Raw genomic sequence first — 23,834 nt, 5'->3', positions numbered from 1 at the left:
AAGTCGGGAGTTAATCGAAGAGATTGACTAAGTTGTAGATTAAGTCGGACGTTAATCGAAGAGTTTAACCAAGTTGTAGATTAAGTCACTAGTTAATCTACGACATACTCAATATCAACTCCATACAATGAAAAAATCATGGGACATAAATAATTTTCATAAAAAATAGGAGGCAAAGACAATTAAATTGTCCTTACCTCTTATCATTTATTATCATATACTCGTTAATTATTATTAATTTGAATATTGATCAAATTGATTAATAGATTGATCACATTTCATACTTATAGCTAAATACACTATATAACCAGAAACCAGTACCATGATTAAAGCATAAACTGTTAACACATAAATATTAGATATTATCATTGTATTAAACAGCAACAACATGAGTATCATTATCGCATCTACAATGCTTAATGAAATAACACATACGCGCTCCATTCTAACCCTTCTTTACTCCATAATATGACTCTAGCTATTAGCTACTTGTCTTTCGCAATGAGACTCATATTACTACATTCATTCTATGAATTCAATACGTTTTACTAAAATTTTAAAAAAGAAATTTTTGATTTGAAATTTTTGAAGTAAGCTGATTACTAAAGTACGTTATAAAGGATATGATATAGTTTACAAATGTAGAGACTTTACATTTTAAATAGGAGGCATTTTTCATGGAAAATTATCATTTAAATGACGGACAAGTATTACCACAAGTTGGATTTGGTACATATAAACTGAATGGATCAACTGGAGTACGTGCAATTGTAAATGCCTTGAACAATGGCTATCGAATTCTTGATACTGCATATAATTATGAGAATGAAGGTACAGTTGGAAAAGCAATAGAAGAAAGTCACGTAGATCGAGATCAAATTATTGTAACTTCTAAATTACCAGGACGTTATCATAGTTATGATCAAGCAATCACTGCTATCCAAGAGTCAATATATCGACTTGGTGTTGAGTATCTAGACTTATATTTAATACATTGGCCAAATCCTAAACAAGGTAAGTATGTCGAAGCATGGAAAGCACTCATTGATGCTCAAAAACTTGGACTCATTAAATCTATTGGTGTATGTAATTTCTTAGAAGAACACATTGAAACACTAGAAAAAGAAACAGGCGTATTACCAGCAGTTAATCAAATAGAGTTACATCCTTACTTTAATCAAAAAGATGTACTAGAATATCACAAAGAAAAAGGCATTATAATAGAAGCATGGAGTCCATTAGGTCGTGCATCAGAAGTAATAAACGACGAGAAAATTGGAGAAATTGCTAAGAAATATAATAAAACGATTCCACAAATTATCTTGAAATGGCATGTACAAAACGGTGTAGTACCGATTCCTAAATCTACATCAATCGCCAGACAAATACAGAACAAAGATATCTTTGATTTCTATTTAGAATCAGAAGACTTAGCTGAAATTGATTCATTAACAAAGAAAGATGGACGTCTTAAAGGCCAAGACCCAGCAACTCACGAAGAATTTTAAAAGGAGCGATTCAAATGGCAAAACTAGCAAAATTAGGTAAATCAAATATTGAAGTCAATCCGATTGGTTTAGGAACGAATGCAGTAGGAGGACATAATTTATACCCTAACCTCAATGAAGAACAAGGTAAAGATGTTGTCAGAGCTGCTATTGATAATGGTGTCACTTTACTAGATACAGCTTTTATTTATGGTCCAGGCAGATCAGAGGAACTTGTAGGTGAAGTTGTTAAAGAATACGATAGAAAAGATGTTGTTATCGCTACTAAAGGTGCTCATTATTTCGAAGGAGACGACACGAAACTTTCTAATGACCCAGAATTCATTAAAGAACAAGTTGAGAATAGCCTTAAAAGATTACAAACTGACTATATAGATTTATATTATATTCACTTTCCAGATGAAGAAACACCGAAAGATAAAGCTGTTGCTGCATTACAAGAATTGAAAGAAGCAGGCAAAATTAAAGCAATTGGTGTTTCTAACTTTACTTTGGATCAATTAAAAGAAGCGAATAAAAATGGAAATGTTGACGTAATTCAACATGAATATAACTTATTAAATCGTGAAAATGAACATATTTTAGAATATACAGCTGAACATAACATTACATTTATACCATACTTCCCATTAGCTGCAGGGTTACTTGCTGGTAAGTATGACGAAAATACAACATTCGATGATTTAAGAGCGAGTAAACCTGATTTCCAAGGTGAACAGTTCAAAGAAAATCTTAAAAAAGTTAATAAACTAAGAGATATTGCTAAAGAACACAACGTCGATGTTGCACATATTGTACTTGCCTATTATTTAACTAAACCTTCATTAGATGTTATTATTCCTGGTGCTAAAAGAAATGAGCAAGTAATAGATAACCTAAAAACATTGGATGTTCAGTTAACTGAAGACAACATTAAACAAATAGAATCTTTATTCCCAATTTCATAATTCACACCATTCAAAGCTGAGACAAAATAATTGTCTCAGCTTTTTCTTTTATCTCACAAATGTGTTTAATTAAAATAACAAAACATTTCTTCTATTGATATTGATTATCATTCGCAAATGTAGGATAATGAAACCAAGTAGAAGTATAGGAGGAATCATGACTTATGAATATGACAGACGTTACGATTATTGGCGGAGGTCCTGCTGGTTTATTCGCGAGTTTCTATTCCGGGTTAAGGGGAATGAGCGTCAGAATTCTAGATTTTCAAGATAAACTAGGTGGCAAAATGCATGTATACCCTGAAAAAATCATTTGGGATATTGGCGCGATAGCTCCAAAACCATGCTATGAAGTCATAGAAGATTTAGTGAAACAAGGTACTCATTTTGGACCTGAAGTTTGCTTAGAAGAAAAAGTTATCGATATCAAAAAAGTTGAAGAACAACATTTTATTTTATATACAGAAAAAGGGAATGAATACCATTCAAAATCTATTATTATTGCTGTTGGTGGTGGGATAATCAAACCACTTACGCTAGATATTGAAGGTGCTGATCGCTTTGAACTTTCGAATTTGAATTACGTAGTCCAATCTATTCAAAAATTTAAAGATAAACATATTCTTATTTCTGGAGCTGGAAATTCAGCACTAGACTGGGCATGTGATTTATCTGAATATGCGAAAAGTGTCACGATTTGTTATAGAAAAGATGAAATTTCCGGTCATGAACATATGCGTGAATTATTAGATAAACTCAACATTACTAAAAAGCCGAGTATGACAATTAAACAACTTAACAGTCACCCAGACAAGCCTATTATTTCAGAAGTTGTATTAGAACATGTTGAAACAAAAGAACAAGAAATCTTACCAGTTGATGAAGTAATTATTAGTCACGGATTTGATTATGAGTCAGAATTACTCCACAATGCACAAACGAAAATTAACTTAGTAAATGATTTCTTTATAGAAGGCTTAGGAAGCAGCAAAACTTCTGTTCCAGGTATATTTGGAGCTGGAGACATCCTTAAACACGAAGCAAAAGTACATTTAATAGCAGCTTGCTTTACAGATGCAGCTAATGCAGCAAACTTAGCTAAAAGTTATATCGATCCTGAAGCACAAGAAGGTGGTCGTGTTTCAAGTCATAATGATGTATTTAAAGAAAAGAACAAAGACATAATCAAAAATTATATCGCACAATCATAAGTTCAAACTACGGGCTGAGACAATTTGTGTCTCAGCCCTTTTTTATATTAAGCGTATATGCAGAGCGTTTTTGTATATTTTTGTTTAAACTTTCTTAAATAAAATTTAATTTCTTCTAAAGTAAGGTTTCTTTCATTATCCACTTCATTAAAAAAGTTTTGTCTCTCAAATTGTGCATGTTTATTTTGTATCATATTTCTATATTTCTTTGGAGTGACACCGTAATATAATTTAAAAGCGTGAATATATGCGGACACATTATAGAAACCGTGCTTTTCAGATATATCTATGATCTTTTCACAAGTATGAATTAAATCATATATGCTATTTAGTAATCTAATATCTGTTAAATAGTCTTTAAAATTAACACCCAATTGTTCTTTAAACATTTTAGAAAAGTAAGATTCAGACAAACGATATTTGTTTGTAAATGTATTAATTGTAATACGCTCATTATAATGTTCATGAATATAATTTCTAATTTCTTCAATAATCGGATTAACATCTTTATACATATTCGAACTATCTTCGTTATCTATATGCAATTGTCCTTTATAAATTTCTAATATAGCAATGATTTGCTTCATAATTTTAAAATTCCGGTCATTTTCTTGTGTTAAATATAAAGAACAAAGATATATAAGTTGATTTCTTAACGGTATCATTTCTGATTGTGTTGTCACATGACTATGATTACATAATAATTCAGGAACCATCGTTTCAATTAATGATTTGTAAAAATGTATTTGTACGACGATATTCCCTTCCCTTACATCAAGTTTGTAACACTCATTATGCTTTACAATAAATGTGTCACCTTCCTCATAAAAAGTGCTCACATCTTTGACTGTAATCATAGCTTTTCCTTTCAGCACTACAAAAAAAGAAACCCCAACATGATTACGGTATTTAGTGGCAGAACGCTTTAGGTATTTGATTTCATATATATTTCTCACAACAAATCTCCTAATTAATTTTAATCTTTTTGTACATTTGAAAATCATTCCTGGCAAAATATAATATAAAATATTTAATTACAACAATAATATTATAATTGGAAAACTTTAATGAGTAAATATATAAAACCAAAATTATCAGATTTTTAATTTTATATATTGTATGACGATATACACATAATAAAAACGCCCTAAAAGATAGACCATAAAGTCTACCTTTTCGGGCGTGCTATATATTTTTTTAAGATTTAACTACTTCTTGTCCACGTTTATTCCAAGTAAATATGAAACTCAACATAGCTAGTATACTAACAATCGTTAATAATAAGAATCCTGAATCCCATCCTAATTTATCAACTATTAACCCCATAATAATATTAGCCATTACTGCTCCACCTAGATAACCAAATAATCCCGTTAATCCTGCAGCTGTTCCTGCTGCTTTTTTAGGGACATAATCCAGAGCTTGTAATCCAATAAGCATAACTGGACCGTAAATTAAGAATCCAATAGCAATTAATGCAATATTATCAACTAACGGATTTCCAGGAGGGTTTAACCAATATATGATAACTGCTATTGTGACACCTAGCATAAAGATAAATCCTGCTGGTCCCCTTCTACCTTTAAACACTTTATCTGATATATATCCACATAATAAAGTACCAGGAATACCAGCCCATTCATATAAGAAGTATGCCCAACCGGAAGCATTTAAATCGAACCCTTTTTCTTCATTTAAATAAGTTGGTGCCCAGTCAAGTACACCGTAACGTACGAAATAAACAAAAATATTGGCAATTGCAATCATCCAAACCCATTTATTATTTAATACGTATTTAAACAGAATATCCTTCGTTGTAAGTTCAACTTCTAATGTTTGTTGTGATTTATTAGGATAATCATTTCTATACTCCTCTATAGGTGGTAAACCCATTGATTGAGGTGTGTCTCTAACAAGAATGTATGACACTACTGCAATAATTAATGCGATAATAGCTGGATAAATAAATGCACCTTCAAATCCTTTTAAATAACCAAACGATAGTGTTCCAGTTATAGAAATACCGAGCAATGCGATTGGTGCCATTAATCCTCCACCAACATTATGCGCAACGTTCCATATAGCTGTTTTGCCACCACGTTCACTTACACTATACCAATGTACGAGTACTCTTCCTGATGGCGGCCATCCCATACCTTGGAACCACCCATTTAAGAACAGCATGATAAACATAATAAATACACTTGAAGTTAATACAGGAATAAACCCCATTAATAAATTAACGATAGCGGTTAATACTAAACCTAACGTTAAAAATATTCTTGCATTACTCCTATCGCTCACTGTACCCATGATAAATTTACTGAATCCGTATGCTATTGAAATTGCTGATAAAGCAAACCCTAATTCTGTCTTAGTGAAGCCTTCATCAATTAAAGCAGGCATAGCAAGTGAAAAGTTCTTTCTTAATAAATAATAACCAGCATAACCAAGAAATATCCCTATAAAGACTTGTAGTCTTAATTTCTTGTATGTATCATCCACCTGTTCTTCTGGTAGTGGATCAATATGCTTGGCTGGTTTCAAGAAATTTGCCATAGTTACCCCTCCTAATGTTAATTATTTGTAAGGATTGTAAACTTTTTGTAAATTTATTAATTGTATTTTCATCATAGATATTGTATACATTAAAGTCAATGAAATTTGTAACATTTTACAAAATAAAGGATAATTAAGCTAACTTAAACAGGAGGAACAATCATGAATTTTATAATATGGCTTATTATATTTTGTGAAGTAGCTTTTTGGGTAGTTATTTTACTCGGCTTAGTCAGTAGATATATATTAAAGCAGAAAGCACTCGGATTATTCTGTCTAGCACTTACACCTGTTATAGATTTAATTTTACTTATAACAACAAGTGTAGATTTAATGAATGGTGCAACAGCTGAAACGCCACATGCAATTGCAGCAGTCTATATTTCTGTATCCCTTGTATTTGGAAAAAGTATGATAAAGTGTGCAGATGATAGGTTCAAATATTATGCTATGAAAGAAGGTAGCAAACCTGAGAAACCCAGTGGATTCGCAATGCTAAACTATATGCGAAAAGTTGGATCAAACATTTACTCTCTTACATTATAGGGATAGGTATTCTACATTTAATCATTTATTTAATTCATGATATAAGCGTACTTTCAATCCAGTCATCTACTGCCAATACAATGATAAGAGGCAGGGACAATTAATTTGCCTCTGCCTCTTCTTTACGTTTATTTATCATGTTCATCTTCAATATTGCCGACAATATTTTCAAGTATGTCTTCCATTGTAATCATACCTACTAATTCACCATGATCATTGCGAACTATTGAGATATGCGCACGTTGTTTTTTCATTTTATCTAATACGTTTTGAATGGCGTCTGCCTCTTTGACAAATATAATTTCATGAATCAATTCAGTTATATCTTGTATGTTGTCTTTCAATAAGTCTTTCGCATGTAAATAACCAATAATGTTCGCTTTGTGATTTTGATACACTGGATATCTCGTATAATATCCATTTTTCACAAATTGAATAGCTTCTTGCTGACTAGAATTACTATTGATCATTGTCACATTTTCTTTGGAAATCATACAATCTTTGACAACAAGTTCATCATAAATAAATACTTTATTAATTTGTTCTAGTTCTGTTGATGAAATTTCTCCACCTTGATGACTTTCTTTAATCAGCATCTTCAGTTCTTCTTCAGAGTGATATAATTCAGACTCTTTCGCAGGTTTCATACCAAATAAGCTCAATATCATTCTTGCAGACCCATTTAAAATAAAAATAAAAGGATATAATAATTTGTAAAACAGTATAATCGGTCTTGCAAAGAACAATGTAACTTGTTCAGCTTTTTGAATTGCGATAGTCTTTGGCGCCATTTCACCTACTACAACATGTAAATATGTTGCGATAATAAAAGCGCTGACTAATGTTAAGACATGAATAACAGTTTCTGATAATCCAAAGCTACTATATAGTGGATGCAGAATAAACTCAAATGTTGATTCACCAACCATACCAATTCCAAGTGCTGTAATGGTAATACCTAGCTGACATGCCGCTAAATATTCATCAAGATGGTCAACTACCTTTTTAGCTTGTTGAGCGTTCTTATAATTCTGTTCTGCTAAATAGTTAATTCTAGATGACCTAACCTTTACAATTGCAAATTCAGTCGCAACAAAGAATCCAGTTAAAGCGAGTAATACAATAAACGTGATTAAACTAATTGTAGTTCCCAATTATTATTTAATTCCTCCATATAATAAAAAATTACAACCATATTTGGTTGTCTTTAAATTTTACACTATTTCGAATAAATTTTATAATATTATACATTTGAAATAATTGAGATAAAGGACTATACTAGTTTTTGATAAGGAGGGATCTTAAGATGCTACTAAATGTGTCATGTTCTCTACAATTATTCATACCCAACGAGCAAATTAACTAAAGAAGGGATTTTTTATGAATAATTATATAAAACCATATCAATTCGTAAGTATAAAAGAAAAATCAGAACAATTATTTAATGTCTATAAATCAGTCAATGATTTCAAAACAATCGATACTTTCCAAGCAATTACGTATGACCATATTTCACAACTTTTTAGTGAAAAGCATACTGAAATAGAAGAATTCACAAATATAATCATGAATAAAAGAATTTCTCGAGCTCAAATTGAGAAATTGTTATTCGGACTTAAAAACTATGTCATCCCATTTGAACAACCATCAAGTAAACAATTGGAAAAACTTTTTATAAAAACTAAGAAGTTAAAACAACCAGACTGGGATAACATTGATTTGAAAGAGTCATCTTATATAGGATGGAATGATTCAGGAAAACAAAAGAAATTTATTATAATGTATGAAAATGATAAATTGACAGGCGTGTCAGGAGAATTATCACCTACCATTAAACCTGGAATTTGTAGCATATGTAAGAAAGAATCAAATGTTTCTATGTTCTTATCTACGACTAAATCAAAAGGCGACGGAACATATACTAAAAACGGCAACTATATTTGTCATGATAGCGAAAGATGTAACCAACAACTCGATCAACTTGACGGATTGTATGAATTTATACACACAGTAAAAACAAAATAATAATAAGAGGCAGGGACAAATTAATTTGTCCCTGCCTTTTCTTGTATATTGTTGATTTTTTAGGATGTCGTAGATTAATCATGGACTTAATCTACAACTCATCTCATTTTTGGGCCGGTAATTACTTTTATTGGCTGTAAATTAACTTTCTACTACTTAACATATATTATACAACTACAAAGTGTTACAAGTGCGATGCGAAAAATGTCATGATTATTCCGAATTTCATTTGACAATATTTGTAATTTAAAGATAATAAAATATAAAAGGAGGGAGTGTAATATGGAAACTTTGGTAAAAAAAACTAAAGGATCAAATAAGAAAAAGAGATGAATAAAATTAGAATAGTTAATCAAAGTAATTACGTAAATTTAGTTAAAAGTATTACAAGTTATATTGAATGGATTAATAGTAATAAAAAATTATTAGACCAAAATATTAAAATTATTATCCATGATTCACCCGTATATTCATACGGTCAACTATCTGATTGCCAAATAGATTTTGATAATCGAAATATATACTATTCTTTGTATAATATAGAAGAATATCTTGTTACTAAGAAACGAAATAACATTATTGTAAATGACTTAGAATATGCATTATCTGAAATTATATTTGATTTAAATTATCATATAGCGCATTTCTACATTTTAAGTTTTGAACATATTACATATAAAGATCTAATTAGTCATTTTGATTGTTATGAAGATAACATTATGCGCATCAGCAATTATTTAACATTTAAATATTTATTTAATCATAATAAGTGTTCTATATCCTATAAAGATGGACTTACGATGAAATTCGATTCAGGAATAAATAATCATTTAAAGCACGCTTTTTTACAATTTAGAGATTTTATTAAAAAAGAATTGAATTTTCCTTTAAAAGTTAATATTCATATTACATCTAGTGAACTCGAAGATGCTCAAGGTTATTTTCAACATCCAACTTCTTTATTCACTTATCCAAAAATTGTCGTTTCTACATATAGATATGCACAATTAAAAAAAGAAATGTCACTTTTTGATAGTGACTTAAACACTCTAAGAATATTAGCGCATGAAATTGGACATTATCAAGATTATATAAGTAACAATATATCTTTAGATGAAAATACTCTTGAGAAAATAGCAAATAAATATGAAGATAAACTTACCCAAAAGTTTATAGATCATGTTTACTACCTTAATTACATTGGCGACTAAAAATGAACGCTAAGACAAAGTTTTGTCTTAGCGTTCATTTTTATATTATGCTATTTTTTTACGTATCGCATAATAAATCACGACAATCATAACAAGTACAAGTTGTGGTATGAGTGTTTCATATGTTGGATAGAATCCTATTAAATCGATAAATGGTAATTTGTTTATCGTATGTTGTGGCACAATGTTCAATATTTGTAATGTATGAATACTCACGCCTAATATTTTAAATGCCAATATAAAAATAAATAATGACATGATTAAGAATAAACGATGTATTGGAATCCATTTTGTTATTTGATTAAAGAATGTCGCAATGATTGCCAATATTATCAATGCTACTATAATACCTAATATAAGTGACCATGTTGATATTTTTCCTACTATTCCTAAGTAGAAAATAATTGTCTCAGCGCCTTCTCTAAATACTGATAAGAAAGCGACTAATCCAAATGTTATGATACTACCTGTAGACATGGCTTTATCCATATTCTTATTAATGAAGTTCTGCCATGATGTTAAGCTTGATTTAGAGTGCAACCATATGCCTACGATAATCATCAATACGACTGATGCGATACCGACGATACCTTCAGTTAACTCTCTTGTTGATCCTAAGTTGTCGAATACAGATTTAAATATAAATGCTAAAGCGATACTTATCATAATTCCAACTATACTACCTATAACAATCCAATTTGATGCTTTTGTTTGTTTTGATTTACTTGTAACAGTTAATAAAGCCATAATAATAAGTAATGCTTCTATCCCTTCTCGTAACAGTATTAGCGTGGCATCCCAAAATGTATAGCTCGTCTTAGATATGGTAGATTTAACTTCTTGATTAATTGTTTCTAAGTTAGTTTGAATTTCATCTTTATTGTCTTGATCAAGTTGCCCTACGTATTGTGGGATTTTTTGTTCTATTTTTGTATATAACGCCCCATTTTTAGTGCTAATTTCACTTTCTACATTTGGCCATACAATAATAAACTGTTGTAAATCTTGTTTAGCTTTAGCTAAATCATCATCTTTGATATTACTAATAGCTTGATCTAAATGCTTATTTAATATAGTTGCATCTTGATTGGCTGATTTAGCACCTGATTTATTACCTGCATGATATTCATCTAACTCTTTTTTTAACTGATCAACTTGCATTTGTGCACTTGTCGCATCAACTTTATCTTTAGTTAACTCAATTCTAGTAAACATCAGTGCAGTTTCAATTTGGCCATATCTTCCTATATCTTCCTCACGTACAATTTTTTCATTTTTCGTCCAAGTAGCATTTAATTGATTATTGATAGACTTTGCTTTTTCAAAGTCTTTATCAGATATTGCTTTTGATATATTTTTAATGAGTGGCTGCATCTCATTCTGCAATTGATTTCTTTTCTTTTGTTTATCGACAGGATTCAATACTTTTTCGTAATCAATTAAATCTGAAGTAAGTGCATTTAACGATTGTTCTTTTTCTTTTGATGACTTACTTTTTTTAACTTTTTCTATATCGTCATTAATTTTTTGAACGAGTTTATGCTCTTTTTTATTTGTTTTTTGCCAGTTATCTTTAATTTCTTTAAAATGTTTATCAAATGCATGGTTATCTTTATCTTGTAATGCTGACTTCGCGTCAGTCACACTAATATAAATATCACTTAAACTTGTTTCTGCTTTTATCGTTAAGGGTGCAATTAAACAAATTAAAGTTGCTATACTAAAAACGATTAAATAGCGTTTCACCTAGATATTCTCCTTCTTGGACACCAGGTAAACATAAGAAAATACCTGAGCCTCTATGTGTAATGTATTCATTTAATTTATCTACTGCACCCATTTTATTTTGTATTTTAATGAACTGTTCAGGTGACTTTTGAAATGATAAAAATAATAACCCTGCATCGAATGTTCCAGTTTGTGAATTAATACCATCTGAATAGGAATAAGATCTTCTTAATAAATTGGTCTTTGATGCTTTTGCTAAGCTAACGTGTGATTCTTTTTCAATTAAATTCTCACCATTTTTATCTTTTACATTCGGATCAAATGTATCAAATTCTTTTTCTTTTCCTATTGGTGCCCCAGAATGACGATATCTTCCAAATGTTGCTTCTTGTTCTTCTAAAGCTGTTCGATCCCAAGTTTCCAGTAACATTTGAATTCTTCTCGCCACTAAGTAAGAGCCGTTTTTAGCCCATCCATCTTGAATAAAGATATACTTATCTAATTCGGATTGCTTATGTAAGGAAGGATTACCTGTTCCATCTTTAAATGAAAATAAATTCCTAGGCGTTTCTATTTTTCCATCTTTTTCTTTATATGAATTAAATCCTGCCTGACTCCACTTCATTGAAACTTCACCCTTAGCAACTCTAATTAAGTTTCTAATTGCATGAAAATTAACTTGAGGGTCATCTGAGCATGCTTGAATACAAATGTCCCCACCTGTATAAGCATCGTCTAATTGGTCTTTAGGAAAATGAGGTAAGTCTTTTAATAACTCTGGTTTATGTTTATTTAATCCCACTTTTTCAAAAAATGAAGGACTAATTCCAAAAGTAAGAGAGAGTCTATTAGCATCCAAACCAATTGTTTCTCCAGTATCAGGACTCGGCAACATTTTATTATCTCCAAGTTCTTTTACAAATTCACCATTCATCAAATGCACGCTATAATTCGTCCACAGTTTAAACATTTTTTTAACATCAGAAACGGACATTTTGTTAATAGTTAAAACTACAAAATAAATATGTTTCTGTGCATCAGTAGTGATACCAGATTGATATTTACCATAAAAATTAATTTTATTTTTAACATTCTTTTTATCTTTTGCGAAGTATTGAGAAGCCAGTATGCTTCCTCCAACTCCAGTAGAACCTATTAATAATCCTGCTCCTCCAACTCCGGCAAGCTTAAGAAAGTCTCTTCTAGCTATATAGTTCTCCTCATTAGACATCCTTTATCACTCCGTAATTACTGCCATTTGACTTAATGATTCACCTAATTTATCAACAGCTTCTGAAAGTTTTTTCGTTTCTTCTTTAGAAAGTTTTGTATAATCTTCATATCCACCATTGTCAGTTTCATATTGAGCTAATAATTTATTTACATTTTCAAATCTTTCTTGAGTGGTATCGGCAAGTTTCTTATCTTTGCTCGTAACTTTATCTTTAAAGATTTCGAATATTTTTTCTGCGCCTTCAATATTTGCTTTAAAATCATATAAATCTGTATGAGAATAAATTTCTTCTTCACCTGTTATTTTAGAACTTGAAACTTCATGCAATAAATCAATTGAGCCTTGTAACATCAATTTAGGCGTCACATCAACAGTATCAACTTTAGCTCTTAATTCTTTAGTATCTTTTAACAATTGATCAGCAACAGGTCCCATATCTTTCGTTGTATTGTCTTCCCATAATGCTTTTTCAATTTTATGATAACCTGACCACTCGTCTTCTTTATTTTCTTCTTTCATATCCGCTAAACGTGCATCAATCTTTGGATCTAATTCTCCAAAGCTCTCGGCCACTGGTTCTGATCTTTCATAATACATACGTGCTTTAGGATATATTTCTTTAGCTTTTTCCATATCATCAGCTTTTACTGCTTCAACAAATTTCTCAGTATCCGCTAAAAAATGATCTAATTGCTCAGTGGTAAAGTCTTTATAAGCTTTAGTTTCTTTAGAAAAATCAACTTTGGCTGTTTCTTTCGTCTCTTTTTTGTTCTCAGATGTCTTTTTCTCTTCATCATTACTACATGCCGTTAAAATTAAGGCAGTCGCTAAAAATGTTGTAGCTAACTTCTTCATAATTCTACACTTCCCATCTAATTGATTATCATTATCATCTTTAATTTATTCCTATAAAGTGAAATAGTCAATAAAAATTTTATATAATTCATTAAAAATACAAATTTAACCCCTTACCTAAAGTGATTTTAAATGTGGAAACTCTATTAAAAATAATCGTCATTTATAATTGAGAATGATAATCATTAATTAAATATAAAAAACCAACAAAGTTTTATAACTTTGTTGGTTTTTAATGATATGCTTTTTGATTTAATCTTGTTCTTGCTCAAGAATTTCTTTTGATTTAGCATCTATTTTAAATTCTGTTGAATCATTATTACCTTCTTTAAGATCAATAGAATATACAAGTTGGCCATCATCTTCACTTAATGACCTTTCTTTTAAGTCACCTTTTGCTTCATCTTGAGCAACTTTTAATACATCATCAAATTTTGCTACGTCGGATAATTTAAATGTTTGTTCATTATCATCGTCATCTGTTTCTTTCTCAACATTAGCAACAGATTTATCATCAGCATTAACTAATACTTTGTTTTCATTTTGACCATCTACTAATTCTACTTTGTAGTTCCAATCGCCTGTTTCTTTTTCAAAAGATAAATCTTTCAACTCACCTTCAGATTCTTTCTGGGCTGTCTTAACAGCATCTTCAGGGGAGACTTTAACATCATCCCATTTTATAGTATTTTGAGTTGTTTTATTTGTATCTTCATCATCTTTGCTTTCATCCTTTGTTGTTTGTTCAGTTGTTTGTTCAGTTGTTTGTTCAGTTTTCTCTTCTTTTTGATCATCTTTTTGATCATCGCTTTTATCATTTCCACATGCTGCTAAAACGATGCCTGACGCTAATAATAGTGAAATCATTTTAAACTTCATACTTAATTCCTCCTTAATATTTCTTTACTTTATATATAGACCTTCCTAAATTTTCCAAACATATAATTTTAAAATTAGACAAAATTTATATTATTCGTTATGATAAAGAAACAATAAAATAGCTCGTAGTCTTATTAAGAGTAGGTGGAGGGAATTGGCCCTGCGAAACCTCAGCAACAGGCGTAAGTACTGTGCTAAATCCAACAAGTTTAACTTGAAAGATAAGAAGATTCTCTAAACAGCTCTTCTTAATCTTAAGATGAGCTGTTTTATTGTAACTAAAACTTTAGGAGGCAATATAAATGAGAACAAGAGAAGATATTTTAGCAGAATTAGCAGAGTTGAAGGCAAACCCACCAAAGAGCTTTTCAGGATCAATTGCAAAAACGGCTAAAAAGAACGAATTAATTTCAGAACTTGTAAGAATTGAAACAGAAGAACAATATTCTAGCGAATCAAACAATCGTAAATTATCATTTGATGACTTAGAAATTAATATTAGTATCACTAGAAAATAATCAAAAAAACGCCTTATCGGCTATATTAAGCTGATAAGGCGTTTTTTAAGTAAATAATTTCATATCCTTTTATTAATTAGATTCCATAATAATCTGCATTGCTACAAATTTAGCAATTTGATTACCATTTGCTGCTGCATCGATTAACTGAGATGCCATTGTATCTTTACTTTCTCCTGCTACAAACAATCCTGGAACTGATGTTTCTCCAAATTGTTCAATTTTAATTTTTCCATTTTCTTCTCTTTCAATATTTAAACCATTTAAAAATTCAAAATCCGTATCCCATTTAACACCAATTAACGCACCACTTCTAGGTATCCTTTCTCCATTTTCAAAGACAACTTCATTAATGTTTCCATCACTATGTTTAAATTCAGTTACTTCACTTTCTATTAATTTTATTTTTTTCTTATCCATGAAAGCTTTATCCTCTGCTGTTAATACAGAAAAATCTTTACTGCTTATAACTATATCTTCTGACCAGTTACTTAAAAGTAATGCCATATGCTTTACTTGTTCTGGTTGTACAGAAATGAGCAAAGATTTATTTTTTAATTCATAACCATCACACCAAGGACAGTAAAATATAGATTTACCATAGCTTTCTTTTAAACCTTTAATGTCCGGCAAAGTTTCTCTCAATCCAGTACATATCATCACTTTTTTCGTAGTATACTTTTGTTGTTTTGTTTCAACAATGAAATGATCATTTTCTTTTATCAATTTAACAACAGTGTCATTTACACGAGAAACATCTTTATATTGATCTACATCATGTTCTGCTTTAGCTCTCAGTTCTTCTGGTGTTACACCATCTTGTGTTAAAAATGCATGTGATTTTCGAGTCACTTTATTTCTTGCATTATTATTATCTATTACTAAAGTTTTCTTCAAAGCTCTACCTAAAGTTAAAGCACTAGCCAATCCTGCTGGTCCTCCACCTATTACGATACAATCAAACATTTTATACGCCGCCTTTTCTCATCTATTATAGAGTGCTAATATCTATGATTAGTCCAAATAAAAAGATTTAACTCACATTAAATCTTTTAAAGTTTTATTTTTTAAAGCTTTAGTCATTTCATCTTCTGCAGATAATAAAATTGCTTGAATTTTACATTCTGGTCCATGATTAAAGCTATCTTCTAATGTACTTTGATGTCCATCAATCGCTGTTATAATGTCATATACAGAAATTTGTTCCCAATTATTCACTAAATAATAACCACCTTTAGCACCAGAAGCTGATTTAATAACACCCGCTTTTACTAATTGAGTTAAAATTTTAGATAAATATGTTATAGATATATTTAATACTTCAGATAAACGTTTAACATTAATAGGTTGTTGCTCTTTTTTAGCAATTAAATATGCTAATGCATGCAAACCATAATCTGTTCCTTTTGAAATTTTCATAACACACCTCTTAATCATAGATATTACAACTCTATAATAGCACTTATTTAAAATTTGTCTATTCTTTTGTTTTTATGATTTGATATTTGGTAGTACTGATTATTTTTTCAGCCAGTATTTTACGTTTTCTTATTATTATTTTCACAATGCTATGACATTTAATCGATATAATTGATGTAATATCCAAAATTGGAGGCTTTAAAATATGAATGAAATCGTTATATTAACTGTCAGTGATATTCATGGTTATATTTTCCCGACTGATTATCAAACAAGTCATCAAGATTTACCTAAAGGACTATTAAAAATAAAATCCATGATATCAAATATAAAATCGCAACATGAGCATGTCATTTTGATGGACAATGGAGACTTTTTACAAGGATCGCCTTTTTGTTCATATTTACATTCACAATTACATTCTAGTAAATATTTAAGTGATATATATAATGAAATTGGTTTCGATTTTGCAGTAATTGGTAATCATGAATTTAATTACGGCTTGCCTTATTTGTATGAAACGCTTAAATCTTTTAATTTCCCTGTACTATCAGCAAATATTTTTAAACATAACAAGCCTTTTACAGGTCACGACGTCATTTATATTGATAAAAACGATACAAAAATGGGCATCATTGGATTAACAACTCAATACATACCTAATTGGGAGCAGCCAGAAACAATCAAAGATTTGTCTTTTTACTCTGCTAAAGAAACTGCTGCTAAGTTAATTGAAGATGTTCGTGAGCAATCAGATATTGTCGTCGTATGTTACCACGGCGGATTTGAGAAAGACCTTCAAACTGGTGAACCAACAGAATTAATAACTGGAGAGAATGAAGGCTATGATTTACTCAATGAAGTAGATGGAATTGACGTTTTAATTACTGGTCACCAGCATCGAGAAATTGCTGAAAAGATCAATAATACTCAAGTAATTCAAGCTGGTTCAAAGGGAGATTGCTTAGGGAAAATCACTTTAAATATTGACGAAACATCCCAACAAATCATTTCATCTCAGAGTGAAATTTTATATGTAAAAGACGCCAATCCAACTATTAATGATGAAGGTACTAAGAGAAAAATAAACGAAGAAGTTAATCAATGGTTAGACCAAAAAATAACGCATTTATCAGAACCAATGTACATTGAAGATGCTTTTACCGCAAGAATAAAGCCACATCCCTTAATTAATTTATTAAATTATGCTCAGATGGAAGCTAGCGGTGCAGATATTTCAGCAACAGCATTATTTGATTCTGCTACTGGATTTGGAACAGATGTCACAATGAGAGATGTTATTAATAATTATCCCTTTCCAAATACTTTTAATGTATTAGAAGTAACTGGCTCTACCTTAAAGTTAGCATTAGAACGATCCGCTTCATACTTTGCAATTATTGATAACGAATTAACCATTAATCCTGAATTTTTAGAACCAAAGCCACAACACTTCAACTATGATATGTTTGGTGGATTATCATATAAATTAAACATAAGACACCCTATAGGAGAACGCGCTCAAGATATTTATATTAAAGACGAACCATTGAACTTAGACACAACGTACAAAATAGTCGTTAACAATTATAGATCAGTTGGCGGAGGTGGCTACCATATGTTTAATGCCAATCAAATAGTAAAAGAAATACAATTAGAAGGTGCAGAGCTTATCATTCAATATTTACAAAACCATTCGATTGAAACATTACCATCCATTATGGACTTTGAAGTAGTTTATTGATGATTTAATGATGACTTGTAGATTAAGTCTGGAGTTAATCTAAGAGTCGGACTTCAACACCAAACAATAAAAGGCTGGGACAAATTAATTTGTCCCAGCCTTTCTTATTTCTACCCTATCGTTTCTATTGAATATTTACAGGCTTTGTAATTATATTTTTACTACCTTGTTTCAATCTTAAGTTAGCTGTTCCAGATACACCAGATTTCACTTCGACTGTATATGATACTTTAGCATTTCCTTTACTATCTGTATTTACGGTAATAGGCTTACTATAACCAAAGTCACTAGCTTGCTCGCCTTCTTTGCTTATTTTGCCTATTTGATTACCACCTTCAGTATACATACCTAACTTCAAATCTTTAATTGTACTATTTGCAGCATATCCACTTAATGATGTTGTTACTGTAAAAGTTTCACCGTTTGTTACTGAATCAGGAAATTCTAATGTAGCTGTTCCTTGAGTATTTCCTGGGTTATCATTCCCACCAGAACCTTCTGAACCGCCATAACTTCCTGGTGCAAATGTTTCACTATTAAACCATTCGTAACCTGCTTTTGGTTGTGACCAAGGTTCTGCTTGTGTTTCTTTACTGTTCTCTGGCTTTTCTGAATCTAGTAGTTGCGTTGTTTGATCTAATTTAATTCCTAATTCTTCAAATGTTGTATAGTCTTCTTTTTCACCTAACCATGTTGTTAAATTATTCAGCATCTTGCCGTTATCTTCTTCTTTAAATCCATCATATGTTTTCTTTGTACTTCCATCATCTTCTCTTTTGTATTTAGGTGTAATATCTTCAACCATGGAAGAATCTCCTATAAATGCAGCTTTACCTTTACCTACTTTAGATACGGCTATGTATGCACCTTCTTCTCTACCTCCGCCATTGTAGACACCTTGATCTACAGCATGACCCCATTTATCCGCTTCGCTCAATTTATCGGGAACGTATACTATACCTTTTGCAATTTTAGGATTTGTCACTGCAATTGTAGAACCTGCATGCATGGATACAGACTGTATGCCATTTCCAAGACCAAGTCCTTCCTCACCTTGAACAACATCAGTTGCATTGAGGTTGTTTAATGCATTATATCTAAATCTTACGCCAAAATTCTCTGATAACCAGTCAGAACTTGTAACACCTTGCATAGCTTCAGAATTCTTTTCAGCTTCAGTCATATTTTTAGTCATATCATCATATGCACCTCTTCGATATCCATTCATCACTTCTGAGGAATCAATTCTATTATAGTTTCGGTCAGCATTATAATGATCAGAAACAAATATGACACTGCCACCATTTTTAACATAATTTAAAATGGCTTGTTGTTCAGTTGATTTAAATGGAATGTTTGCTTCAGGTATTACAAGTATCGAAACACCATTTAAGCGCTCAGTCGTAATGCCCGTCTTATCTCGTAATTCTTTAACTTGGTAACCTTGTTCAGCGATTGAATTTGCATAATCTGAGAATGCGCCATCTATCACCCAATCAGCAGCACCAGCTGTTTGTCCATGCGTATTATCTACTAGTACTTGTCCTTTACCACTATCGCTACCTATAACTGGTGCTTCATCTGCATATACCGCTCCAGTTGATAATGTTGAAATTGATACCATACCTGTTAATACTAACTTTTTAAAATAAGACATTGTGACACTCCTTTATCTTTTATGTATTCATTTTAGTTTATAAAAATTTAAATAAATGAATATTAACCATATATTATATGAAAATATACATAACTCTATTGTACTTAACACACATAATGAAACTTTTACATAGTTTACCAATTTCAAACAAAATATGTATTTTTAGTGTGATAGGATTTCATATGTAGGGCATTAGAATACATATTCGGAGGCGTAAAATTATGAGGGAAAAGAAATATTTTAGCCGTCTATTCATCTTTTTATTAGGCGCAATTTTAGTATTAGCAGCATGTGGCAACGGGGAATCTAGTATCCAATCGAAAGAGTCGGATAATAAAAAAGGTGGAGATTATAAACCTGAAGAGTTAACGATTCAATTCGTTCCTTCTCAAAATGCAGACACATTGGAAGCAAAAGCAAAACCTTTAGAAAAGCTACTATCAGATGAATTAGATATTCCAGTCAAAGTATCAGTGTCAACAAATTACAATACTATTGTAGAAGCAATGAAATCAAAAAAAGTTGATGTTGGTTTCTTACCTCCTACAGCATACACATTAGCACATGATCAAAAAGCAGCTGATGTTCTATTACAAGCACAACGTTACGGTGTTAAAGAGGACGGTTCAAATAGTGATGAATTAGTCGATGAATATAAATCACAATTTATTGTTAAAAAAGGTTCAGCTATTAAATCTTTAAAAGATATGAAAGGTAAGAAAATCGCACTACAAGATGTTTCATCAACTGCTGGTTACACATATCCTGTAGCAGAACTATTAGATGCAGGAATCGATCCAATGAACGATATGGATATTACGAATGTGAAAGGTCACGACCAAGCAATTATCGCTTTATTAAATGGAGATGTTGACGTTGCAGTTACGTTCCAAGATGCTCGTAACATTGTCAAAAAAGACCAACCTAACGTATTCAAAGATACTGAAATTGTAAAATTAACAGAACCTATTCCAAATGACACAATTTCAGTTCGTAGTGATATGGATAATAAATGGCGCGATAAATTGAAAAAAGCGTTTAAAGATATCGCTAAAACTAAAAAAGGTCATGATATTGTAAGTGAAGTTTATAGCCATGAAGGTTATGTAGACAGTAAAGACTCTAAGTTTGATGTTGTACGTGAATACGGTAAAAAAGTTAACGAAAACGAAAAATAAGATTTAAGCATAAATATTCTAATATAAAGGCTCAGCTCCTATTTAGCGAGCTGGGCTCTTTATTTACACGAAAGGTGATTCCATATGAGTCAAATAGAATTCAACAATGTCACTAAAGTATATAAAAATGGTCATAAAGGTCTCGATAATATCAATTTAAATATAGAAAAAGGTGATTTTGCTGTCATCGTTGGTTTGTCTGGTGCTGGTAAATCCACACTACTCCGTTCAATCAATCGTCTTCACGATATCAGTGAAGGAGAAATCATTATTGAAGGAAAATCTATATCTAAAGCTTCTGGTAAAAATTTATTAGCTATGAGACGTAATATTGGTATGATTTTTCAGCATTTTAATTTAGTAAAACGTTCTTCAGTTATTAGAAATGTCCTAAGTGGACGCGTAGGCTATCACCCTACATGGAAAATGGTACTCGGCATGTTTCCTAAAGAAGATAAACTTAAAGCATTAGAAGCATTAGATAGAGTTAATATTTTAGAAAAAGCATATAGCCGTTCAGATGAATTATCTGGAGGTCAGCAACAAAGAATCTCTATAGCACGTGCCCTTTGCCAAGAACCATCAATCATACTTGCAGATGAACCAGTAGCTTCTTTAGATCCCCTCACTACTAAACAAGTCATGGATGATTTAAAACGCATTAATGAAGAGCTCGGAATTACAATTATTATCAATTTGCATTTTGTAGATTTAGCTAGAGAATATGGCTCACGCATTATTGGCTTACGTGCCGGAGAATTAGTATTTGATGGTCCTACTTCAGAAGCAGATGATGATACATTTGCAGAAATATACGGACGTCATATTAAAAGTGATGAAAAGTTAGGAGTGAAATAAATGGACAATGATCATTTAGCACCTTATCTAGAGCGAAAATCATCATTAAAACAAATATTTTCAATATTAGTAGTAGCTGCCCTAGTTATTTGGAGTTTTTTGTATACGAAATTTAGTTTAGGCGATTTAATGTATGGTATTCCTCAAATGATGGAACTTTTTAAAAGCATGTTTCCACCAGATTTAAATTATTTATCAAATATTACCAAGCCCATGTTAGATACAATTCGTATGGCAGTTGTAGGTACTTTCATTGGTGCAATATTATCCATACCTATTTCAATGTTATGTGCGAGCAATGTTATCAAATCAAATTGGATTTCTATTCCGTGTAGATTTCTTTTAAACATTGTTAGAACAATACCTGATTTATTACTTGCAGCGGTGTTTGTAGCTATTTTTGGAATAGGACAAATTCCAGGTATTTTAGCCATTATTATTTTATCAATCAGCATCATTTCTAAACTAATGTATGAATCGTTAGAAAGTATTGATGATGGACCTTTAGAAGCAATGACAGCCGTTGGTGCTAACAAATTAAAATGGATTACATATGCTGTTATTCCACAAGCCATTGCACCTTATATGTCTTATGTATTATACGCATTTGAAATCAATATTCGTGCAGCTGCCGTTCTTGGATTAGTCGGTGCAGGTGGTATCGGATTGTATTACGATCAAACATTAGGCTTATTCCAATATCCAAAGACATTAACAATCATTCTCGTGACACTTGTTATCGTTGTGATTATAGATTTCATTAGCACGAAAGTGAGGGAGAAACTCGTATGACAAACAAAACAGAGCAACTTCATTCCCCTACTCAACAGAAAAATTTATTATATCGATGGATTTCAACTATCGTCGTTGTGATTTTATTAATTTGGGCATTCGTAGGCGTCCCAGCATTTGAAATAAAAGAACAATCAGGAACAATTATGCGTTCAATTTTAGACGGATTAATCCATCCAGATTGGTCTTACGTATACATACCTGAAGGAGAAGATTTATTACGCGGACTTTTAGAAACATTTGCAATCGCTGTAATTAGTACATTTTTATCCGCTATATTCTGTATACCATTCGCTTTTATAGCAGCAAAAAATATGGTTAAATTCAAACCCGTATCAAGTGTCAGTAAGTTTATTTTAAGTGTTATACGTGTATTTCCAGAGATCGTTATGGCCATTATATTTATAAAAGCAGTCGGACCAGGATCATTTTCAGGTGTACTAGCCTTAGGTATCCATTCAATAGGCATGATGGGTAAGCTGTTTGCTGAAGATCTAGAAAATTTAGATTTAAGTCCAACAGAATCATTAGTAGCAAGTGGTGCAAACTCCATTAAGACTTTAATGTTTGCAGTAGTACCACAAATATTACCATCGTACATCTCATTAGTATTATATAGATTTGAACTCAATTTACGATCAGCATCAATTTTAGGATTAATAGGTGCAGGCGGAATCGGAACACCATTAATATTTGCACTACAAACAAGAACATGGGATCGTGTTGGTATCATACTTATTGGATTAATCATTATGGTAGCTGTGATAGACATCATCTCAGGTAAAATTAGAAAAAAATTAGTTTAACAGTGGAAGCGACCCGAAAATTCTTGGTTTTCGGGTCGATATTTATTTTTATCGGCCTGTATTTCGCGTTTTCGGGTCGCTATTAGTCAAGTCCATAATTTTGTGTAATATCTTTAGATGTAATCAACCATTGGTTTTTCTAGGGTATTAACAAAATAT

Annotated in this window: 22 protein-coding genes, 1 pseudogene and 1 riboswitch; of the genes and pseudogenes, 12 read left to right on the top strand and 11 right to left on the bottom strand. The window is 31.2% G+C overall.

The features are described from left to right. Nucleotides 1–234 precede the first annotated feature (234 nt). Nucleotides 235–444, bottom strand: coding sequence for a hypothetical protein (locus B2G86_RS06270; protein ID WP_078357275.1), 210 nt, complete (start codon nt 442–444; stop codon nt 235–237). Between the two features lie 233 nt (nt 445–677). On the opposite strand from B2G86_RS06270, the gene B2G86_RS06265 reads away from it, so the two are divergent. The 3 genes from B2G86_RS06265 to B2G86_RS06255 all read left to right on the top strand — a co-directional run bounded on the left by B2G86_RS06265 (nt 678) and on the right by B2G86_RS06255 (nt 3,666). After that, a complete protein-coding gene (locus B2G86_RS06265; protein WP_078357274.1) occupies nt 678–1,508 on the top strand; it encodes an aldo/keto reductase in 831 nt (276 codons plus the stop codon). 14 nt (nt 1,509–1,522) lie between these two features. Next, a complete protein-coding gene (locus B2G86_RS06260) occupies nt 1,523–2,455 on the top strand; it encodes an aldo/keto reductase (protein WP_078357273.1) in 933 nt (310 codons plus the stop codon). 170 nt (nt 2,456–2,625) lie between these two features. Further along, on the top strand, nt 2,626–3,666 hold the full coding sequence (locus tag B2G86_RS06255) for an NAD(P)/FAD-dependent oxidoreductase (protein WP_078357418.1): 1,041 nt from the start codon (nt 2,626–2,628) through the stop codon (nt 3,664–3,666). 47 nt (nt 3,667–3,713) lie between these two features. Here B2G86_RS06255 and B2G86_RS06250 read toward each other — a convergent pair whose 3' ends face one another. Together B2G86_RS06250 and glpT are read right to left on the bottom strand one after the other, a co-directional pair. After that, nucleotides 3,714–4,622, bottom strand: coding sequence for a helix-turn-helix transcriptional regulator (locus B2G86_RS06250; RefSeq protein ID WP_078357272.1), 909 nt, complete (start codon nt 4,620–4,622; stop codon nt 3,714–3,716). Nucleotides 4,623–4,863: 241 nt separating this feature from the next. Next, nucleotides 4,864–6,225 carry a glycerol-3-phosphate transporter gene (gene glpT / locus B2G86_RS06245; protein WP_078357271.1) on the bottom strand — a complete coding sequence of 454 codons (1,362 nt, stop codon included), beginning with the start codon at nt 6,223–6,225 and terminating at the stop codon, nt 4,864–4,866. Nucleotides 6,226–6,387: 162 nt separating this feature from the next. On the opposite strand from glpT, the pseudogene B2G86_RS06240 reads away from it, so the two are divergent. Beyond that, nucleotides 6,388–6,818 (top strand): annotated as a pseudogene (locus tag B2G86_RS06240) (hypothetical protein); the annotation flags it as partial. 81 nt (nt 6,819–6,899) lie between these two features. On the opposite strand, the gene B2G86_RS06235 reads toward B2G86_RS06240, so the two are convergent. After that, nucleotides 6,900–7,925, bottom strand: coding sequence for a hemolysin family protein (locus B2G86_RS06235; RefSeq protein ID WP_078357270.1), 1,026 nt, complete (start codon nt 7,923–7,925; stop codon nt 6,900–6,902). A gap of 226 nt (nt 7,926–8,151) precedes the next feature. Here B2G86_RS06235 and B2G86_RS06230 point away from each other — a divergent pair, with 226 nt between their 5' ends. Together B2G86_RS06230 and B2G86_RS06225 are read left to right on the top strand one after the other, a co-directional pair. Beyond that, entirely contained in the window at nt 8,152–8,796 is a 645-nt protein-coding gene (locus tag B2G86_RS06230) for a FusB/FusC family EF-G-binding protein (protein ID WP_078357269.1), read from the top strand. A gap of 329 nt (nt 8,797–9,125) precedes the next feature. Beyond that, nucleotides 9,126–10,007: a hypothetical protein gene (locus B2G86_RS06225; protein WP_078357268.1), complete on the top strand. Its 882-nt coding sequence runs from the start codon at nt 9,126–9,128 to the stop codon at nt 10,005–10,007. 45 nt (nt 10,008–10,052) lie between these two features. Here B2G86_RS06225 and B2G86_RS06220 read toward each other — a convergent pair whose 3' ends face one another. The 4 genes from B2G86_RS06220 to B2G86_RS06205 all read right to left on the bottom strand — a co-directional run bounded on the left by B2G86_RS06220 (nt 10,053) and on the right by B2G86_RS06205 (nt 14,703). After that, nucleotides 10,053–11,753 (bottom strand): FTR1 family iron permease, encoded by a 1,701-nt coding sequence (locus B2G86_RS06220; RefSeq protein WP_078357267.1) that lies wholly within the window; start codon nt 11,751–11,753, stop codon nt 10,053–10,055. After that, nucleotides 11,728–12,966 carry an iron uptake transporter deferrochelatase/peroxidase subunit gene (gene efeB / locus B2G86_RS06215; protein WP_078357266.1) on the bottom strand — a complete coding sequence of 413 codons (1,239 nt, stop codon included), beginning with the start codon at nt 12,964–12,966 and terminating at the stop codon, nt 11,728–11,730. The genes B2G86_RS06220 and efeB overlap by 26 nt, the downstream gene beginning before the upstream one ends. 6 nt (nt 12,967–12,972) lie before the next feature. Further along, a complete protein-coding gene (efeO, locus tag B2G86_RS06210; RefSeq protein WP_078357265.1) occupies nt 12,973–13,824 on the bottom strand; it encodes an iron uptake system protein EfeO in 852 nt (283 codons plus the stop codon). A 252-nt stretch (nt 13,825–14,076) separates the two neighbouring features. Next, the gene (locus B2G86_RS06205) at nt 14,077–14,703 is read right to left on the bottom strand and encodes a PepSY domain-containing protein (protein ID WP_078357264.1); all 627 of its coding nucleotides are present in this window, start codon (nt 14,701–14,703) and stop codon (nt 14,077–14,079) included. Nucleotides 14,704–14,831: 128 nt separating this feature from the next. Further along, nucleotides 14,832–14,931, top strand: a riboswitch (SAM riboswitch). Nucleotides 14,932–15,005: 74 nt separating this feature from the next. Between B2G86_RS06205 and B2G86_RS06200 the strand changes: the two genes are divergently transcribed. Next, nucleotides 15,006–15,221 (top strand): hypothetical protein, encoded by a 216-nt coding sequence (locus tag B2G86_RS06200; RefSeq protein WP_078357263.1) that lies wholly within the window; start codon nt 15,006–15,008, stop codon nt 15,219–15,221. 72 nt (nt 15,222–15,293) lie between these two features. Here B2G86_RS06200 and B2G86_RS06195 read toward each other — a convergent pair whose 3' ends face one another. Both B2G86_RS06195 and B2G86_RS06190 read right to left on the bottom strand, forming a co-directional pair. Beyond that, nucleotides 15,294–16,187 carry an NAD(P)/FAD-dependent oxidoreductase gene (locus B2G86_RS06195; protein WP_078357262.1) on the bottom strand — a complete coding sequence of 298 codons (894 nt, stop codon included), beginning with the start codon at nt 16,185–16,187 and terminating at the stop codon, nt 15,294–15,296. Nucleotides 16,188–16,259: 72 nt separating this feature from the next. Further along, nucleotides 16,260–16,640 carry an RrF2 family transcriptional regulator gene (locus tag B2G86_RS06190; RefSeq protein WP_078357261.1) on the bottom strand — a complete coding sequence of 127 codons (381 nt, stop codon included), beginning with the start codon at nt 16,638–16,640 and terminating at the stop codon, nt 16,260–16,262. A gap of 205 nt (nt 16,641–16,845) precedes the next feature. Between B2G86_RS06190 and B2G86_RS06185 the strand changes: the two genes are divergently transcribed. Further along, a complete protein-coding gene (locus B2G86_RS06185; protein WP_078357260.1) occupies nt 16,846–18,384 on the top strand; it encodes a bifunctional metallophosphatase/5'-nucleotidase in 1,539 nt (512 codons plus the stop codon). A gap of 124 nt (nt 18,385–18,508) precedes the next feature. Here the strand turns inward: B2G86_RS06185 and B2G86_RS06180 are convergent, their stop codons facing one another. Then, nucleotides 18,509–20,041: a DNA-binding protein gene (locus tag B2G86_RS06180; RefSeq protein WP_078357259.1), complete on the bottom strand. Its 1,533-nt coding sequence runs from the start codon at nt 20,039–20,041 to the stop codon at nt 18,509–18,511. Between the two features lie 221 nt (nt 20,042–20,262). Between B2G86_RS06180 and B2G86_RS06175 the strand changes: the two genes are divergently transcribed. From B2G86_RS06175 to phnE (B2G86_RS06160), 4 genes are all read left to right on the top strand, one after another. Next, complete coding sequence (locus B2G86_RS06175; RefSeq protein ID WP_078357258.1) at nt 20,263–21,219, top strand: phosphate/phosphite/phosphonate ABC transporter substrate-binding protein; 957 nt, start codon at nt 20,263–20,265, stop codon at nt 21,217–21,219. Nucleotides 21,220–21,303: 84 nt separating this feature from the next. After that, a complete protein-coding gene (gene phnC, locus B2G86_RS06170; RefSeq protein ID WP_078357257.1) occupies nt 21,304–22,077 on the top strand; it encodes a phosphonate ABC transporter ATP-binding protein in 774 nt (257 codons plus the stop codon). Then, a complete protein-coding gene (phnE, locus tag B2G86_RS06165) occupies nt 22,078–22,869 on the top strand; it encodes a phosphonate ABC transporter, permease protein PhnE (protein ID WP_078357256.1) in 792 nt (263 codons plus the stop codon). Continuing rightward, nucleotides 22,866–23,675 carry a phosphonate ABC transporter, permease protein PhnE gene (gene phnE, locus B2G86_RS06160; RefSeq protein WP_078357255.1) on the top strand — a complete coding sequence of 270 codons (810 nt, stop codon included), beginning with the start codon at nt 22,866–22,868 and terminating at the stop codon, nt 23,673–23,675. Before phnE (B2G86_RS06165) ends, phnE (B2G86_RS06160) begins: the two co-directional genes overlap by 4 nt. Nucleotides 23,676–23,834: the final 159 nt, after the last annotated feature.

This window comes from Mammaliicoccus fleurettii (genome assembly GCF_002018435.1).
Lineage (GTDB): Bacteria > Bacillota > Bacilli > Staphylococcales > Staphylococcaceae > Mammaliicoccus > Mammaliicoccus fleurettii.
Note: the sequence above shows the minus strand (reverse complement) of the source record. Positions and strands in the feature narration are given on the sequence as shown.

What these genes read in the sequence shown, in the direction of transcription:
- B2G86_RS06270 (WP_078357275.1), bottom strand. Translation starts at nt 444, where the DNA reads ATGGAGCGCGTATGTGTTATTTCATTAAGCATTGTAGATGCGATAATG.
- B2G86_RS06265 (WP_078357274.1), top strand. Translation starts at nt 678, where the DNA reads ATGGAAAATTATCATTTAAATGACGGACAAGTATTACCACAAGTTGGA.
- B2G86_RS06260 (WP_078357273.1), top strand. Translation starts at nt 1,523, where the DNA reads ATGGCAAAACTAGCAAAATTAGGTAAATCAAATATTGAAGTCAATCCG.
- B2G86_RS06255 (WP_078357418.1), top strand. Translation starts at nt 2,626, where the DNA reads ATGACAGACGTTACGATTATTGGCGGAGGTCCTGCTGGTTTATTCGCG.
- glpT (WP_078357271.1), bottom strand. Translation starts at nt 6,225, where the DNA reads ATGGCAAATTTCTTGAAACCAGCCAAGCATATTGATCCACTACCAGAA.
- B2G86_RS06230 (WP_078357269.1), top strand. Translation starts at nt 8,152, where the DNA reads ATGAATAATTATATAAAACCATATCAATTCGTAAGTATAAAAGAAAAA.
- B2G86_RS06225 (WP_078357268.1), top strand. Translation starts at nt 9,126, where the DNA reads ATGAATAAAATTAGAATAGTTAATCAAAGTAATTACGTAAATTTAGTT.
- efeB (WP_078357266.1), bottom strand. Translation starts at nt 12,966, where the DNA reads ATGTCTAATGAGGAGAACTATATAGCTAGAAGAGACTTTCTTAAGCTT.
- efeO (WP_078357265.1), bottom strand. Translation starts at nt 13,824, where the DNA reads ATGAAGAAGTTAGCTACAACATTTTTAGCGACTGCCTTAATTTTAACG.
- B2G86_RS06205 (WP_078357264.1), bottom strand. Translation starts at nt 14,703, where the DNA reads ATGAAGTTTAAAATGATTTCACTATTATTAGCGTCAGGCATCGTTTTA.
- B2G86_RS06200 (WP_078357263.1), top strand. Translation starts at nt 15,006, where the DNA reads ATGAGAACAAGAGAAGATATTTTAGCAGAATTAGCAGAGTTGAAGGCA.
- B2G86_RS06195 (WP_078357262.1), bottom strand. Translation starts at nt 16,187, where the DNA reads ATGTTTGATTGTATCGTAATAGGTGGAGGACCAGCAGGATTGGCTAGT.
- B2G86_RS06190 (WP_078357261.1), bottom strand. Translation starts at nt 16,640, where the DNA reads ATGAAAATTTCAAAAGGAACAGATTATGGTTTGCATGCATTAGCATAT.
- B2G86_RS06185 (WP_078357260.1), top strand. Translation starts at nt 16,846, where the DNA reads ATGAATGAAATCGTTATATTAACTGTCAGTGATATTCATGGTTATATT.
- B2G86_RS06180 (WP_078357259.1), bottom strand. Translation starts at nt 20,041, where the DNA reads ATGTCTTATTTTAAAAAGTTAGTATTAACAGGTATGGTATCAATTTCA.
- B2G86_RS06175 (WP_078357258.1), top strand. Translation starts at nt 20,263, where the DNA reads ATGAGGGAAAAGAAATATTTTAGCCGTCTATTCATCTTTTTATTAGGC.
- phnC (WP_078357257.1), top strand. Translation starts at nt 21,304, where the DNA reads ATGAGTCAAATAGAATTCAACAATGTCACTAAAGTATATAAAAATGGT.
- phnE (WP_078357256.1), top strand. Translation starts at nt 22,078, where the DNA reads ATGGACAATGATCATTTAGCACCTTATCTAGAGCGAAAATCATCATTA.
- phnE (WP_078357255.1), top strand. Translation starts at nt 22,866, where the DNA reads ATGACAAACAAAACAGAGCAACTTCATTCCCCTACTCAACAGAAAAAT.